Annotated in this window: 18 protein-coding genes and 1 pseudogene; 12 read left to right on the top strand and 7 right to left on the bottom strand. The window is 51.1% G+C overall.

All coding sequences use genetic code 11. The features are described from left to right. Positions 1-203: 203 nt before the first annotated feature. Positions 204-1079 carry a carboxylate/amino acid/amine transporter gene (locus ACQKPZ_RS26705; protein WP_427544027.1) on the top strand — a complete coding sequence of 292 codons (876 nt, stop codon included), beginning with the start codon at positions 204-206 and terminating at the stop codon, positions 1077-1079. A 1-nt stretch (position 1080) separates the two neighbouring features. Continuing rightward, the gene (locus tag ACQKPZ_RS26700) at positions 1081-2016 is read left to right on the top strand and encodes an AEC family transporter (protein WP_427544024.1); all 936 of its coding nucleotides are present in this window, start codon (positions 1081-1083) and stop codon (positions 2014-2016) included. A 114-nt stretch (positions 2017-2130) separates the two neighbouring features. Here ACQKPZ_RS26700 and ACQKPZ_RS26695 read toward each other — a convergent pair. Continuing rightward, positions 2131-2751 (bottom strand): annotated as a pseudogene (locus ACQKPZ_RS26695) (mechanosensitive ion channel family protein); the annotation flags it as partial. 136 nt (positions 2752-2887) lie between these two features. Between ACQKPZ_RS26695 and ACQKPZ_RS26690 the strand changes: the two are divergent. Continuing rightward, positions 2888-3154, top strand: a complete 267-nt coding sequence (locus ACQKPZ_RS26690; protein WP_427544021.1) for a hypothetical protein — start codon at positions 2888-2890, stop codon at positions 3152-3154. 39 nt (positions 3155-3193) lie between these two features. Here ACQKPZ_RS26690 and ACQKPZ_RS26685 read toward each other — a convergent pair whose 3' ends face one another. After that, positions 3194-3475, bottom strand: coding sequence for a helix-turn-helix domain-containing protein (locus ACQKPZ_RS26685; protein WP_427544018.1), 282 nt, complete (start codon positions 3473-3475; stop codon positions 3194-3196). A 593-nt stretch (positions 3476-4068) separates the two neighbouring features. Here ACQKPZ_RS26685 and ACQKPZ_RS26680 point away from each other — a divergent pair. From ACQKPZ_RS26680 to ACQKPZ_RS26670, 3 genes are all read left to right on the top strand, one after another. Next, complete coding sequence (locus tag ACQKPZ_RS26680; protein WP_427544016.1) at positions 4069-4719, top strand: hypothetical protein; 651 nt, start codon at positions 4069-4071, stop codon at positions 4717-4719. A gap of 147 nt (positions 4720-4866) precedes the next feature. Next, positions 4867-5331, top strand: coding sequence for a hypothetical protein (locus ACQKPZ_RS26675; RefSeq protein ID WP_427544013.1), 465 nt, complete (start codon positions 4867-4869; stop codon positions 5329-5331). Between the two features lie 393 nt (positions 5332-5724). Further along, entirely contained in the window at positions 5725-5943 is a 219-nt protein-coding gene (locus ACQKPZ_RS26670; protein WP_427544030.1) for a tautomerase family protein, read from the top strand. Positions 5944-5982: 39 nt separating this feature from the next. On the opposite strand, the gene ACQKPZ_RS26665 is transcribed toward ACQKPZ_RS26670, so the two are convergent. After that, the gene (locus ACQKPZ_RS26665) at positions 5983-6918 is read right to left on the bottom strand and encodes a LysR substrate-binding domain-containing protein (RefSeq protein ID WP_427544010.1); all 936 of its coding nucleotides are present in this window, start codon (positions 6916-6918) and stop codon (positions 5983-5985) included. 119 nt (positions 6919-7037) lie between these two features. Here ACQKPZ_RS26665 and metC point away from each other — a divergent pair, with 119 nt between their 5' ends. Beyond that, positions 7038-8219 carry a cystathionine beta-lyase gene (gene metC, locus ACQKPZ_RS26660; protein ID WP_427544007.1) on the top strand — a complete coding sequence of 394 codons (1182 nt, stop codon included), beginning with the start codon at positions 7038-7040 and terminating at the stop codon, positions 8217-8219. Here metC and ACQKPZ_RS26655 read toward each other — a convergent pair. Beyond that, positions 8208-8774, bottom strand: coding sequence for a LuxR C-terminal-related transcriptional regulator (locus tag ACQKPZ_RS26655; protein WP_427544004.1), 567 nt, complete (start codon positions 8772-8774; stop codon positions 8208-8210). The two genes, metC and ACQKPZ_RS26655, sit on opposite strands and share 12 nt — an antisense overlap. A gap of 282 nt (positions 8775-9056) precedes the next feature. Here ACQKPZ_RS26655 and ACQKPZ_RS26650 point away from each other — a divergent pair, with 282 nt between their 5' ends. The 4 genes from ACQKPZ_RS26650 (at position 9057) to ACQKPZ_RS26635 (ending at position 12710) form a co-directional block, all read left to right on the top strand. Then, positions 9057-10388, top strand: a complete 1332-nt coding sequence (locus ACQKPZ_RS26650; protein ID WP_427544001.1) for an MFS transporter — start codon at positions 9057-9059, stop codon at positions 10386-10388. A 62-nt stretch (positions 10389-10450) separates the two neighbouring features. Then, entirely contained in the window at positions 10451-11428 is a 978-nt protein-coding gene (locus ACQKPZ_RS26645) for a dipeptidase (RefSeq protein WP_427543998.1), read from the top strand. Between the two features lie 37 nt (positions 11429-11465). Beyond that, positions 11466-12356, top strand: a complete 891-nt coding sequence (locus tag ACQKPZ_RS26640; protein WP_427543995.1) for a DMT family transporter — start codon at positions 11466-11468, stop codon at positions 12354-12356. A gap of 120 nt (positions 12357-12476) precedes the next feature. After that, entirely contained in the window at positions 12477-12710 is a 234-nt protein-coding gene (locus ACQKPZ_RS26635) for a hypothetical protein (RefSeq protein WP_427543992.1), read from the top strand. Between the two features lie 9 nt (positions 12711-12719). Here ACQKPZ_RS26635 and ACQKPZ_RS26630 read toward each other — a convergent pair whose 3' ends face one another. Continuing rightward, complete coding sequence (locus ACQKPZ_RS26630) at positions 12720-13931, bottom strand: MFS transporter (protein WP_427543989.1); 1212 nt, start codon at positions 13929-13931, stop codon at positions 12720-12722. Between the two features lie 329 nt (positions 13932-14260). Between ACQKPZ_RS26630 and ACQKPZ_RS26625 the strand changes: the two genes are divergently transcribed. After that, positions 14261-15154: an AraC family transcriptional regulator gene (locus tag ACQKPZ_RS26625; RefSeq protein WP_427543986.1), complete on the top strand. Its 894-nt coding sequence runs from the start codon at positions 14261-14263 to the stop codon at positions 15152-15154. A gap of 50 nt (positions 15155-15204) precedes the next feature. Here the strand turns inward: ACQKPZ_RS26625 and ACQKPZ_RS26620 are convergent, their stop codons facing one another. Together ACQKPZ_RS26620 and ACQKPZ_RS26615 are read right to left on the bottom strand one after the other, a co-directional pair. Then, positions 15205-15522 carry a LysR family transcriptional regulator gene (locus ACQKPZ_RS26620; RefSeq protein ID WP_427543983.1) on the bottom strand — a complete coding sequence of 106 codons (318 nt, stop codon included), beginning with the start codon at positions 15520-15522 and terminating at the stop codon, positions 15205-15207. 101 nt (positions 15523-15623) lie between these two features. Further along, a partial coding sequence (locus ACQKPZ_RS26615) for a thiamine pyrophosphate-dependent enzyme (RefSeq protein ID WP_427543980.1) occupies positions 15624-15873 on the bottom strand: 250 nt, incomplete at its 5' end.

Here is a 15873-nt window from a genome sequence, read left to right as displayed (position 1 = left end):
CGGCCTTGTGTCGCGAAAGGGCCGCAAAGCGGCCCCGGCAATATCTGCGGCGAAGCTGAAATTCTGGGGGCGCTTCGCACCCCTTTCGCGACACAAGGCCGCTCCTACACTGACGGCATTCCCACCCGTCCCTACATTCCTCATGGTTGAACTCATTCGCCGCAACCCGCTAAGGTCGCGGCCTTGATTCACGAGAGGCAACCATGGGCTACCTGATAATCGTCGCGCTGATCCAGGCGTTTTCCTTCAGCCTGATCGGCGAGTACCTGGCCGGGCACGTCGACAGCTACTTCGCCGTGCTCGCACGGGTAGTGCTGGCTGGCCTGGTGTTCCTGCCGTTGACCCGCTGGCGCCAGGTCGAGCCGCGCTTCATGCGCTCGATGCTGCTGATCGGCGCGCTGCAGTACGGCATCACCTACGTCTGCCTGTACCTGAGCTTTCGCGTGCTCACCGTGCCGGAAGTGCTGCTGTTCACCATTCTCACGCCACTGCATGTAACGCTGATCGAAGACGCCATGAACCGGCGCTTCAACCCCTGGGCGTTGCTGGCCGCGCTGGTGGCCGTGGCCGGTGCGGCGGTGATCCGCTTCGACAGCATCAGCGGTGAGTTCTTCATCGGTTTCCTGCTGCTGCAACTGGCCAACTTCACCTACGCCGCCGGCCAGGTGCTGTACCGCCACCTGGTCGCCCGCAACCCCAGCGACCTGCCGCACTACGCCCGCTTTGGCTATTTCTACCTGGGCGCCTTGCTGGTGGTGCTGCCGGCCTTCCTGCTGTTCGGCAATGCCCAGCACCTGCCGAGCACAAATGTGCAATGGCTGGTGTTGCTGTTCCTGGGTTTGTGCCCGACGGCGTTGGGCCTGTACTGGTGGAACAAGGGCGCATGCCTGGTTTCGGGCGGTACGCTGGCGGTGATGAACAACCTGCATGTGCCGGTGGGGCTGTTGCTAAACCTGCTGATCTGGAACCAGCATGAGCCTTTGGGGCGGCTGTTCATCGGCGGCGGGATCATCCTGGCGTCGGTATGGTTGAGCCGCCTGGGTGCGCGGCACCAGGCACCGCTGGTCGACAAGGCCTGACATGCACACCATCTTCGTCATCGTCGCGCCGATCTTTGCCCTGATCCTGGTCGGGTTCCTGTGCCGCAAGACCAACAAGCTGGGCGACAAGGCCGCTGCCGAAATCAACAAGATGGTGGTCTGGCTGTGCCTGCCGGCCTTGTTGTTCAAGGTGACTGCCACCGCCACCTGGAGCGAGATCTGGCACCCGGGGTTCATCGTGGCTTTTGGTGCCGGCGCCCTGGCGATATTCGTGGTCACGCTGGCGTGGCGGCTATATAGCGGTCATGGCCTGGTGGCATCGAGCATCGACGGGCTAAGTGCGGGGTATGCCAACACAGGCTACATCGGCATCCCGTTGTGCCTGCTGCTGTTTGGTCAGGCGGGCTTGCAGCCGGCGCTGATCTCGTCGTTGATCGTGGTGTGCCTTGTGTTCGCCATTTCACTGACGCTGATCGAGATCGGGTTGCAGGAAGAACGTCATGTCGGCCGTGCCATCGTGGTGGTGGGCAAGGCGCTGGCGAAAAACCCGTTGGTGATTTCGCCACTGGCAGGTGCTGCCTGGGCGGTGTCCGGGTTGGGTCTGGCGGAACCGGTGATGCACTTTCTCGACATGCTGGCGCTGGCGACCACGCCTTGTGCGCTGATATCGCTGGGCGCATTTCTGGCTGAAAAACGTACAGGGTCGCAGGCCAGCCCGTGGCCGTTGGTGGTCTTGAAGCTGGTAGGGCAGCCCGCGCTGACCTGGGTGCTGGCGTTCAAGGTGTTCAGCTTGCCGACCATGTGGGCGGCGTCGGCGGTGCTGTTGGCGGCACTGCCGACCGGGACCGGGCCGTTCATGCTGGCGGAGTACTACAACCGTGAGGCGGGGCTGATATCGCGGACGATCCTGTTGTCGACCGTGGCGTCGCTGGTGACCTTGACCGGGTTGTTGTACCTGCTGGGTTACGCCGGTTGACCGAGGGGCGCTTTGCGCCCCATTCGCAGCACAAGGCTGCTCCTAAAGGGAACGCATACCTCCTGTAGGAGCAGCCTTGTGCTGCGAATGGGCTGCAAAGCAGCCCCGGCAATCTCAAGCCTCGCTCATCTCTTCCAGCCGACGCGGCACAGGTTCTTGCGCCACACGCCCGCTCAAGCCCGCCCGCATGTCATTGCCACTCGGCTGCTGATACAGGCTCAAGCCAAACTCCGGCAATACCGCCAGCAGGTAGTCGAAAATATCCCCCTGAATCCGCTCATAGTCCGCCCACACCGTGGTAGTGGTAAAGCAGTAGATCTCCAGTGGCACCCCTTCGGCGGTGGTCTGCATCTGCCGCACCATGCAGGTCATGTTCGGGTGCACGTTGGGGTGGTTTTTCAGGTAGGCCAGTGCAAACGCGCGGAAGGTACCGATATTGGTCAGCTTGCGGCGGTTGGCCGACAGCTCGGCCACCGGGCCCAGGGCTTCGTTCCAGCTTTGCAGTTCCTGACGTTTGCCGGCCAGGTAATCGCCCAGCAGGCTCACCTGGGTCAGGCGCTGCTCTTCTTCGCGGGTAAGGAAGCGCACACCGGCAGCGTCGATGAACAGGCTGCGCTTGATCCGCCGGCCGCCGGACTGCTGCATGCCGCGATAGTTGCGGAACGACTCGCTCATCAGGCGCCAGGTAGGGATGGAGACGATGGTCTTGTCAAAGTTCTGTATTAGTGAGTGTAAAGGGGGTACATGGACATGCTGACTCAGCAAAAACAACGACTTAGAGAAATATTTTCAATGTCCATTTTTTGCCATGTGAGATGGACATGCAAAGGTGCTGAACAGTTTATCCACAAAGATCAAGAGGAGGGTAGGCGTGATCATTTCCTTCCGATCTGAATGCTTGGCTGACGTTGTGCTGCTCCTGGCAGTCCTGGATTGCACACAATGCGAAAGGATTTCGATCCATCCCGACCGGGTATTTCCTGATGTCGAAGTTGAGGTGGAGGGTGAGCTGGCGCTCAAAGATTTACAGCTGGCGATGGCCCAGATTGAAGACGGCCACGTGATGCTGGAGACGGTAGCGCAAGCACCTCGCGAACAAAACAGCATGTGCAGGATGTGTTCTGATTTCTTTTATTAATCAATAAATTGGGGCATTAGAGCTGGGGCAGGAGGGTGCTTATTCTTGATCGAGTGAAGAAAGCTCAAGTACCGCTCTTTTGATCGTTGAGGACGCTTCCTCACCTGTGAACTCAGCCTGTACCAGGCTCACCAACGTCACCGGATTGATGTCCAACACGGAGCAGATCTCGCTAACCATCTCAAGGGTCGGCGACTGCTTCCCTTTCTCTAGGTTGCGAATGTACCGGTCGCTCGCTGCGATCTGGAAGTCCTCCTGCGTAAGCCCCCGTTGGAGCCGCAAGCGACGGAATACGGCCCCAAATGCCTCACTGTAGGTCATGAATCGTGTGCCCAAAAGGCAGCATTCAACACGTTGCATGAAAGCAGGAACAGGAACTATGATTCCGGTTGCAAGCGTTTCTACTTGTGGTGTGGCCCCGAAGTTTGAGTTTCTTGACCTCGGATGACGAAGCTTTGATCCAGGAAAATCTTCGCTTTCATGGCGTGGAGATGGTGGGAGTAAATATGGCAAACCCTACGGAAGAGTTTTTATTTAATTATCCGGCGCTCTTCGCGCGTTCTCGATCAAACCCGGTTGGGGTCCCATACTGGGGAATTGAATGTGGGCCGGGATGGCATCCGCTGCTCATATCTCTATGCAAGAAAGCTCAAGCGCGGGTGGATGAGTGTGGTGTCGAACAAGTCGTGTTTCAACGAGTAAAAGAAAAGTTTGGTGCGCTGAGCATAACCCTCAATGGTGGTGACGACTATATCAGGGGGCTCGTAGATATGGCAGTGGCGGTCTCAGTGATAACTTGTGAGGTTTGCGGTTCGCGTGGAAGTATGCTTAAGACAACCGGTGGGTGGGTGAAATGTCTGTGTGCTGGTTGCAGAGATGCCTTGGATCGTCACATTGATTGAGTTGGAGGCTATATGCTTCATACAATTCCGGCTGCGCGAGTTGCATCTGTTCTTGGTAGTAATGAATCAATGGAGTGGCGTTTTGTATTTTTATCGCAGAATAGCGAATTTTTCTACGTTACGCGAATCGAGTGGGTCGATGACGAGCCTGTCAGCGAAGTCATGCTATTCATAGGGCATATAGCTGAGCTTCAGTTGTTGCTTTCCTCTAAGTCAAAGCATGGCAGTATTGGGGATATATATCTTGTGTCTCCTCCTCACGTGAATAAAACCGCGCACTGGGATATTAATCTTCTGTTGAGAATTGAAGAGATTGACAAGCCGTACCCAGGTTTTATGAATATCAATTACATTTATACAATTGATCGTGATGGTCCGGTTTTTCTTTTCTCTGATGAGAAAGACGGTTCCTGGGAGCGGCGATCTGGAGAAGTAATCTACGAAGTTGATGCGCATGTCTTCGCCGCTCTGAATGAGGAGCAGACTCAAGTAACATTGAGGATGGAGGCCATCATCGCAACTGCGGCACGGCTTTTTCCGGGCGATTTCGCGAAAGCAGCCAACTGGCTTAGTGGAAGGAATGATGAGTTAAATGGAAAAAGACCAATTGACATGACAACTGCTGAAGACTTCGACCGTTTGCAATCCTACCTCAGTGAGTAGCGCGGGCCGCTTTTAGCGGATTTGTTATCGCCAGTTCATAACGCAGGCCAAGATCTGTGGTGAACCACATGCCGTTCGTTTTGCTGTCGGCGGAATTTATCTTATAAAATAACGAGGTGATATATGTTTGAGTGTCCGAATCAACTGATGGCTAATGATTCCAATCTTATAAATAAAGTGAAGGAGTACTTAGAGGAGCATGATGCGCCACATCCAATTCGATATCTCAGAGCTTTAGTATCAAGTCCGAGATTGTCGGATCATTTTGTTCGTGGTATTGACACCAGTGGGCTTGTGTTGGTGGCAGATAGCTTTCTCTCCGAATACACAATGATGGGTGATCATGCTCAGCGCAGCTACGGCGTAGCATTAGAAGAGTGGATGCGCATTAAAGGTGGGCTTAAGGAGGTTGAGAGTTTTCACTTCACAGATAGCTCAGTTGTACGGATACAGGTCTGGCCTTTTGATCCCGCTGAGCTTAAATTGGATGCTATGAAAGTCGCTGTTGCTCTAACATTCACTGATCTAGAAATGATATATGAGTCTAGGATTTGTGGGGCCGTCGACGATCTTTTGGCAGAATATCGTATAGATCCCTATCCAGGTATGTAGTCAGAAGACTGTCATTCCTTTATCTCCGGGCTGCTAGCGTTGTAAATACCACCTCCAAGCTAAAAGAGACTATGACTCTGAATATCGAACTGTTCCTCCCCATAAAGAGGTGGTCAAACTCTAAGGATGGGTCCAGCATGCTTTACGACTGTCCAAGGTCTAGAGTATGAAGCGGCTCGGGACGTACTTGATCGTGATGAGTTTAAAAGTCCTGCGTCGTTACATGAAGCATTCCAAAGATCTTGTAATGAGTGATTAGGACGTTGTTAGCGATGAGTGTGTCTTAAGATTATCTAAATCATGGTTAAGAAAATATGTTTGGATTTCTGGCTTTGCTGGGAGCAGTATCCCAGTGGCGAGCCAAACATTAATTTTTCTTTCAGGATTAAGATTATGCCATTTGTCGTGATTAAAGGTATTGAAGGTGTTTTCACTGAGGCGCAGAAGCAAGAAGCTATTCAGAAGGTTACCGATGCGATGGTCTCCGTTGAAGGCGAAAACATGCGTGAGATTACCTGGGTGGTTTTTGAAGAAGTGAAGAGCGGCAGCTGGGGTATTGGTGGAAAGGCTATTACTGCTGAGCATGTTAAGAAGGTTCAAGCAGGGCAGTAATATTGTGAGGTCCTGGCCAATACTACCGCGCCAGGACCTTCAAATATCTAGATTTACTTGCTGCTTTAGCCATTCACAAAAATGTTTGACTTTGGGTAGCTTCTCGAAGCCAGAGCGGTAAACCACGTAATACGCTGTATCCATTTGTATAGGCTCAATTATTCTGAGCCGAACCAGCTTCCCAGATAGAATATCTTGAGATGCGAGCACGCTTCTCGCTAAAGCGACTCCCTGCCCATCGATGCAGGCTTGTAATACAGAGTCCGGACTATTGATTTTGATGCTGGGCGTTGTGTCGGACAGCAGTATACCGTTTGAGATGGCTAGGTCTGCCCATTCTGGAATGACGTTTGTACCTCTCAGCGATGTATCGTGAAGTAGAGTTAATTTTGTGAAGTTTTTTGAATTTATCTCTTCTTGATGATTTTCCAAGTATGAAGGAGCGCAAACGAGTAGCAATTGTTCTTCCATCAGGCGCTCGGATGTCAAATTGTCCCATTCGCCTAAGCCGTAGCGTATACCTAAATCAATGCTGTTGAGCACAAAATCGTCAATACCAGGGTTGGTCTGGATTTGAATTTCAGCGCTTGGAAATAACTTCCGAAAATATTCTAGGCGCGGAAGCAACCACTTAGATGCAAAGGCAGGACTGACTGCAATATTGATCTGAGAAGCATCACCAATCCGTTGGATACTGGTAAGTCCTGAGCGCAGATAGTCAAAGCCTGTTCGGATGTCAGGAAGGGCAATTCTTCCCGCATCTGATAATTCTAGTTGACCAGTACGCCCCTTCTGGCGGTTGAAGAGGGTGACTCCCAGCGCATGTTCCAGGCTGCGGATGAGCTGGCTCACAGCAGCCGTGGTGACACCAAGCTCTTCTGCCGCAAGAGTAAAGCTGTGATGTCGAGATACTGACTCAAAGGCGCGCAATGCGTTTAGATGGTTCAGTTTGGTGAGAGCTTGAGAGTTTCCCATTTTGTGTCCATCGTTCAACTGTTTCTGTCAATACAGTACACAATTTAGGTCCGTAATGTATAGAGGCGTATGACTGAGGTGGGCATGCTTTTTGGGTGCCCTCTGCCGAGGATAAAAAAATGAAAAATGTAAGAAATGACTTCAAGGTTGCTACCCAACTCACCCGCTTGGGTAGGGATCATGACATTCAAATGGGCTTTGTAAACATGCCGGTTTACAGAGGTTCGACAGTAGTGTTCAAAACCGTAGAGGATTTACAGGCTTTCAATGCTCCGTTTCCATACGGTACATTCGGTACACCTACAATAAAGAGCTTAGAGGACGCTTGGAGTAGTATATCTGGAGCGGAAGGGACTGTGATCTCTCCATCTGGCCTCGGTGCTCTGGCACTAGCCTTTTTTACTACTCTGAAGGCAGGTGATCATGTGTTGATACCAGATAGTGCGTATCACCCCACTCGTGGTCTTTGCGATAACTTGATTAAAAAATTTGGTATAGAGATTAGCTACTACGACCCTATGATTGGTGCGGAGATAGAGTCTCTACTTAGAAGTAATACGTCTACAATATTTCTTGAGTCACCGGGGTCGCTTACCTTCGAGATTCAGGACGTCCCGGCGATTACTGCAATTGCTAAACGTTACGGCGCCAAAACTATTATCGACAACACCTGGGCTACACCGCTGTTTTTTCGAGCGCATGAGCACGGTTGTGACATTGTTGTAGAGGCTGGCACCAAGTACCTTGGTGGCCACTCTGATCTCCTCATGGGGATGGTCAGCGCAAATGCTTCAACGTGGCCTGCCTTGCGAGCAACGTACGATGCGATGGCAATGCTGCCGGGCGCTGAGGATTGCTTTCTTGCCTTGAGAGGGTTGAGGACGTTAGATCTACGCTTGAGAGAGGCGCAAGCCCGTGGGATGGAACTGGCGAATTGGATGTCAGAACAGCCCGAGATTGATCAGGTTTTACACCCCGCATTCGAGTCTTGCCCAGGGCATGCTCTGTGGAAACGCGATTATTTAGGCTCTACTGGACTTTTTTCAGTTGTTCTTAAGCCCGAATTCAAAAAGAAAAATCTCGAATTTATGTTAAATCATATGTCGATTTTTGGGATGGGCTATTCTTGGGGTGGGTTTGAAAGCCTTATCATACCTTTCGATGGTGTAGGGAAAAGGACTGTCACTTCGTGGAAGCCTAAAGGCCTGTGCTTAAGGTTACAGGTTGGTTTAGAAGATATGTCAGATTTAAAGCGCGATCTTAGGCAAGGGCTTGATCGTCTAAGTGAACTAGTTAGCTAGTCGCTTTATTAAATCGCTTGTTGTTTTTACTCCGTACTTTTTTAGAAGACTGCAACGATGGATGTCTACGGTTCTCGGACTTATGCCGAGCTTTTTCGCGGCCTCTTTGCTTGTCAATCCATCTACAAGCAATGCAGCGACATCCCTCTCCCGTCCTGTCAGGTTGATTTTTTCCCTGACAGTCATGTCGCCTTCGGCATCCACCTCTGTAAATACCCAGGCTGCTAGCTCGTAAGGGTTTTCCTCATTGAACCCGTAACCCCGGACTGTTACCCAAAAATGGGTCCCATCCAAACGGCGCATGATCCGATCGTCATGGAAATTGGCATGGCGTGAGAGGAGGGGCCCGAAATGCTCCGCGGCCGACTGGAAATCCTTCAGCTCTGGGTAGAGGACCGCGAAGGAAGCCCCTGCTATCTGCTCCTCCGATGCTCGGAAAAGCTCCAGCGCCCTCGCATTGCACTTCAGGATCATACGATTCTCCGCAATGATCACTGCTACCGGCAGATGGTGTAGCAAAAAATCTGAATCTAAGCCTGGCTTCTCATGGTGCATCCGGTCCCTCCTAGGGGCTACCAGTTGAGTGGTACTGAGGGCTGGAGCGATCACCTAGGTGATCGCGATACCTAGACCTCTACGTAGCCTATTACTATGATGACACCAACATGAGTTCAAACACAGTAAATTTAGAAATTTCATAGCAATCCACGCGAAATGCTATTCGTTTCGAGGCGCTGAGCTGTCGCCTAGTTAATTCCTATAAAATCTTTGTGTTTCATTGACTGCCCGTAGAGCACGAGAGTGCAAAAAATACAATAAATCAGGAGTCTAATGGGAATGAGTAAAGCCTATTCTGTATCGCCTGCGGTGCTGAGAAAAGTCACTGCTGCTGCGGCGGTTGGCAATTTTGTCGAGTGGTTTGATTTTGCGGTGTATGGATTTCTCGCTACCGTAATTGCGAAGCAGTTTTTTACAAGTAGCGACCCTAATGCAGCACTGCTGCAAACATTCGCAGTTTTTGCAGTTGCTTTTGCTCTAAGGCCGCTGGGTGGCATTGTCTTCGGTGGGTTGGGTGATCGGCTAGGCCGTAAGCGTGTATTGTCGATGACAGTGCTCATGATGGCAGCATCTACCACAGTTATCGGACTGCTGCCGACATATGAAAGCATAGGTATTCTAGCTCCAATATTGTTGACGTTAACTCGTTGCGTACAGGGTTTCTCTGCTGGTGGGGAATATGCGGGAGCATGTGCTTACCTGATGGAGCATTCGCCAAACGATAAAAGAGGCTGGTACGGGAGTTTTATCCCAGTATCGACTTTTGCGGCCTTCGCCTCTGCTGCCGTTATGGCTTACCTATTGAATGCAAGCTTACCTGAGGAGGCGATGAGTCAATGGGGGTGGAGGGTTCCATTCCTGGTGGCTGCTCCGTTGGGAGTGGTTGGGCTCTATCTGCGCTGGCGGATGGAGGAGACACCGACGTTTCAACAAGCAATGTGTGGAAAGGAGGCTAGCGAGCATTCTCCCTTGAAAGAAACGCTGAAGCAGCACGGTGGGACAATGGCGAAGCTTGGTGCCTTCATTTCACTTACTGCGCTGTCGTTCTACATGTTCACGACGTATTTCGCTACCTATCTCCAGCTGGTTGGCAATCTAAGTCGGGCACAAGCGTTGATGGTTTCAACGATTGCTCTACTTTTTGCGGCCGGAGCTTGCCCGGCTGCGGGAGCTTTCTCGGATCGATTTGGCCGACGTCGCACTGTAGGCTTCACGTGTTTGTGGGTAATTCTTAGTGTATTCCCAGCCTACTGGCTGGCAAGCTCAGGCAGTGTTGGAGCAGCCGTTGTTGGTGTGATTCTCCTGGCTATTGGGGCGGTTTTCTCAGGGGTCGTGACTGCTACGCTACTGTCTGAGGCGTTTCCTACTCGTACGCGGTATACCGCATCAGCCATCACCTACAATGTCGCCTACACGCTTTTTGGCGGTACTGCGCCATTGGTGGCGACTTGGCTTATCAATGTAACTGGTAGCAGTATCGCACCCGCCTTTTATCTTGTCCTGATTTCACTGCTCGCGTTAGTCGGAGGGTTATCTCTTCCAGAGACCTCCAGGATCTCGCTGCACGATGATAGGGACCATTCAATTAATACCGCGCCTCAGCGCGTATAAGCCCAGAGTGGTGGCGTCAATAGCCACCAAACCGATCTTGAATTAAGACAAGGGTAAGTGAAATGAATGCACGTGACCTGCACGATGATAGCATTGTCATTGACGGATTAATTATCGCTAAGTGGAATCGTGAGCTGTTTGAAGATATGCGAAAGGGCGGTATGACTGCTGCGAACTGCACGGTTTCCGTGTGGGAGGGCTTTCAGAAGACGATTGATAACGTAGGCGCAAGTCAGAAGCTCATTAGGGAAAATAGCGATCTGGTGATGCAGGTTAGGACTACTGCGGACATCAGTAAAGCTAAAGAGCTTGGTAAAACAGGAATTATTTTTGGTTTTCAGAATGCTCACGCATTTGAAGATCAGATCGCATATGTAGAAATTTTCAAGCAATTGGGTGTTGGTATAGTGCAGATGTGCTACAACACACAGAACCTCGTTGGTACCGGGAGTTATGAGCGTGACGGCGGACTGTCAGGGTTCGGTCGAGAGATTGTTGCGGAAATGAATCGCGTGGGGATTATGTGTGATCTCTCCCATGTAGGTTCACGCACAAGTGAAGATGTAATTCTTGAGTCCAAAAAACCAGTTACCTATTCGCACTGTCTGCCGATGGGCCTCAAGGAACATCCTCGTAACAAGACTGATGCAGAATTGAAATTCATTGCAGATCACGGTGGGTTTGTAGGCGTCACAATGTTCACACCGTTTCTCGCAAAAGGTGTCGATGCCACTATTGATGATTTCGCTGAAGCTATCGAATATATCATGAATATCGTGGGGGAGGATGCGATTGGGATTGGCACAGATTTCACCCAGGGCCACGGTCAAGAGTTTTTTGAGTACCTCACTCATGATAAAGGTTATGCAAGAAGGCTTACGAACTTTGGCACCATTCTTAATCCTTTGGGAATCCGGACCGTTGGTGAGTTCCCTAACCTTACCGAGACTTTGCTGAAGCGCGGTCATCCTGAGCGGATTGTCAGGAAAATTATGGGCGAAAATTGGGTGCGGGTCTTTAAAGAAGTTTGGGGTGCCTGATCAGGCGCTTCGGCTAACCATCTTTTCGGTGACAGCAATGAGCACAGTAGTGGGCAAAATTAAGACGTTTGAGGGTAAAAGAGGAGATGCATTTGGGATTGGCCTTTGTTTACTCTCTATGTTCGTTTTTGCCGCCCAGGACGGAATCACGAAACTTCTGGTGCAAGAGGTGCCCGTGTCTCAGTTGGTGATGGTGCGCTACTGGGTATTCTTGCTTTTTGGGTTGGCATACGCACAGCTGAATGGAGGGATAAGGCTGGCCTTGAAAGCTGCTCACCCGTGGCTGCAAATAGGAAGGTCATCGCTCGGGGTTCTTGAGATCGCAGTCTTTGGTTTGGCGTTGCGGTATCTAGGCTTGGCTGAAACGCATGCCCTATATGCTGTCTTCCCTCTAATAACGCTTGCCCTCGCTGGGTTGTTTCTGCGGGAGCGGGTCGCCCCTTGGCAGTGGCTGGCTGCGCTCATTGGATTCACTGGCACGTTGATCATTCTCAAACCAGGCTTAGGAGTATTTAGTTTTGCGTCGTTGATCCCATTGTTGGCGGCTTTGATGTTCGCCTCATTCAACATTCTGTCACGTAAGATCAGCACAGCAGACAGCTTTGCCACGAACATGCTCTACATGGGGCTATGGGGTGCAGTCATTTCAACCCTCATAGGGTTGCCGCAGTGGGTATGGCCGTCTCCATCTAATCTACTTTTGATGATCGTGCTGTCATTTACCGGAGTTGCAGCCCAGCTGCTTCTTATTCAAGCATTAAAATTTGCATCCGCTGTGACACTTCAGCCGTTCAATTATTCCCTGCTGGTGTTCGCATCATTGCTCGGGGTTATATGGTTTGGGGAAATATTGGATAGCTATTTAGTGATAGGTGCATTGCTGGTAGTCATTGGCGGTATGCTTTCGGTCATGCGTAGGGTGAGATAGAGAATTTTTCGATCGCAGTCATAGGCCGTTGACTACCGTCCCTTCGTCGTAATGGGCGTCGAAATATTTGCATCAAGCTATGCTGCTGGGAGGAGATGTGATTCGGCGGAGGGACTTACCATGCAATTTCTCTACCCCCATGTATTTCTACCCCAGCTTGCCAATATTGAATTAGCTTTTCAGGGCTATCTACGAGCGCTGGATGCCGTGAGTACGGCAATTGAAAATGGAAGCGACTCCGAGGGAATTGAGTCGCTTCGCGTTGAGGCCCGCCAAGCGAGAGACCTTTATTACGAGCAGCATGTATGTCTATCTATGATAGTTTTAGCTATGACAGAAGGTGCTCTTAGCTAGGCTGCATAACTAGAAGTTAGATTCTACAGGGCTTGAAACGTCAGGTTTCACGGTTTGGCGGGATGTGATATACGCCAGTACCGATGCCAGAATCAACACTAATGCACTTAATTCGAACGTTGCGCGATATGTGTGAATGTCGAACACAATGCCGCCAATCGTTGCTCCCAATGCAATCGCAAGTTGGACAATGGCAACAAATAAGCCACCGCCAGCTTCTGCGTCATTTGGTAGGCTGCGGGCTAGCCAAGTCCACCATGCAACAGGCGCTGCGGTCGCAACTAATCCCCATAGTGCAAGAAGAGTGGCGGCTATTATTGATGATTTTCCGAAAGTAATGAGTGCTATCACTAATATTGCCATGATCAATGGAATTGCTATCAGAGTTCCATAGAAAGCCCTTTTAATGAAGGTTTCTATGATGAATGTCCCCACCAGTCCGGAAATCCCTAAGCTCAGCAAAATCATAGACAGCCCTTCTGGACCTACTTGGGTAACAGTTTCCAGGAAGGGGCGCAGGTAAGTGAAAAGCATAAACTGCCCCATAAAGAAGATGCTTACAGCCATCATTCCCCAGGCTATTGATGGATCTCGTAGCAGCCTCAAGGGGCTGCTAGATACTCTCACCTTCTCTGTCCGCATATTCGGAAGGCTTATCCAAAGCCATGCCGTGGCCAAAGCTGCTACCGGAACCACGCAGAAAAAAGCACCTCTCCACCCAATGAGTGACCCAAGGTAGCTTCCCAGCGGGGCAGCAATGACAGTGGCGAGAGCATTTCCCCCATTCACCACTGCGAGCGCTCTCGGAACGTCTTCGTCAGAAACCAAGCGCATTGCAGTTGCTGCCGAAAGCGACCAAAAACCGCCAATGGCTATACCAATCAAAGCCCTCCCGACCATGAACCATGCATAGTTCGACGCAAGTGCGACAATTGATCCAGATGTGATCATCAGTATCGTTAAAGCCATTAGCAACGGCCTGCGGTTCATGCGTGCCGCGATAGCGGCAATGAATAAGCTGGTGATCAGTGCAAAGAGGCCTGATACAGAGATGCCGAGACCAGCCTGGCCTTCGGTAACCTGGAGGTCGCTAGCGATCGGTGTCAGAAGGCTGACGGGCATGAACTCTGATGCAACAAGTGCGAAAGCAGCTAATGACATAGCCAGGACGGCACCCCAGGCCTGAGGCTTGGCGGTGGCGGATTGAGGTATGGATGACATAGCGAAGCGAGTCCTAGGATGCGGAATTTAATCAGTAGTTGATCTGATTTCTATTGCGGAGGGGCGGAATATGATGCGCAGGCATGTTCGGACAGAGCTTTTGCCAGAAAGGCACTAGTCTAACCATGACCTTGAGAGGTGCTTGTTTATTGAAAGGTATCGTCAGGTACCAGTTGATTAATTTTCCGCTACTTTGCTAATCAGCTCTAGAGCATTTCAGCGAGATTCTTGCCTAATCCTACTTGTGCAGCTGAATTTGATGGCGGTTAAGGTTGCTTCAAGGTAGCTTCACGCATACATACGTACCACTGCTGATGGATTTGACCGCCATGTCTGATTTCGACTCCCACTGTTTTGAAAAACTAGCAAAAGCTATCGAAGCTCAGCTTGGTTTGGTTGGTGAGGTGCCGTCATCCATACATGGGCTGACTTTGTTCCGACGAGATGCTCCGTCAGAACCGGATGTCTGCATGGTCGAGCCAAGTGTCGTTCTGGTGGCTCGTGGAGAAAAGAGGTTGTGGGTCGGGGGACAAGGTTACTCCTACGACCCTGAGCATTTCCTGGTGACGTCCTTAGACCTTCCTGCCTACTCCGAGGTACTCCAGGCTAGCGTAGACGAGCCTTGCGTCGGCTTGGTCATGAAGCTCGACGTGCGGATGCTAGCTGAGCTGGTCGCGCAGGGAGTGTCTCCCAGAAAGCGAGAGGCTCGTATTAGCAATGGAGTGGGTATCGGATCGATGACCCAAGGGCTTCTCACCTCGGCAACCCGCCTTGTCGAACTCTTGGGTGATCCGGAAGCAATTCCCGTATTAGGGCCTCTTATTCAGAAAGAAATCCATTTTTGGTTGCTCAGGAGTGACCAGTCGGCACGGCTCCTCAACATCACCTCGGTGGACGGACAGGGGTATAGGATTGCCAAGGCGATTGACTGGCTAAAGGTCAATTATAAGCAGGCAATGCGTGTCGAGGATCTGGCAGCTGGAGTTCTAATGAGCCCAACTTCATTTCATCAGCACTTTCGGCAATTAACGGCAATGAGCCCTCTTCAATATCAAAAATGGTTGCGGCTCAATGAGGCGAAAAGACTCATGCTGAATGAACAGTTTGAAGTCTCGCGGGCAGCCTATGCCGTAGGCTACGAAAGCCCGTCACAGTTTAGCCGTGAGTACAGTCGGCTATTTGGTGTGTCCCCTAAAAGAGACATATCCACACTTCGGGGGTAGGTTAGGTTGCTACATCTTGATGTGTATCGCTTGGGTGTCTACCTATATGCTCAGGTGGGGTCTTGTTCTTTCGATTGAAGCAAGAAGTTGTTGCTGATGCTTTGGGCCGCCTGCTCGATCGCGTCGAATGCGGCGATGAACTCTGCCTTTATGCATTTGCCGAGCTGGGTAAGTTTTTCGCCTGAGGTATGCCGCTCAAATAGTTCTGCGCCGTATTGAATTTCAAGACTTCTGACCAGCGCGGCTACTCTTTCAGGGGTGACCTTCAGCTCGGTTGCCGCTTTAGAGAATCCACCTAGGCGCGCTGACGCTTCAAATGCTGACATTGCTTTGAGGTCAAGCTTATGAGAATAGGTAAGGCTTGGCATGAGCGGCATCCCATTTGTATTGCGTTGGCTCTGGGTTAGGAAGTGTTAGAAGTTGCACTAAGGGTCAAATAGAATTAACCCTTAGTGGTTCATGGGGGGGACTACACTTCTAGCGCGCGGGTACGCAGCTCTTCGTTAAGGATGCGATCGTTCTCGCTGTAATCAACTGGGCAATCGATTACATGCACCCCAGGTGTAGAAATGCAGTGGTCCAACAATGGAAGCAAAGCTTCAGCGCTTTCCACCCGGTGGCCGGTGGCACCGTAGGCTTCGGCGTACTTGACGAAGTCCGGGTTGCCGTAGTCCAGGCCGAAATCGGTGAAGCCCATGTTGGCCTGCTTCCAGCGGATC

Source organism: Pseudomonas sp. NPDC089547, assembly GCF_050280665.1.
GTDB lineage: Bacteria > Pseudomonadota > Gammaproteobacteria > Pseudomonadales > Pseudomonadaceae > Aquipseudomonas.
This window is presented reverse-complemented; position numbering and strand designations above follow the sequence as displayed.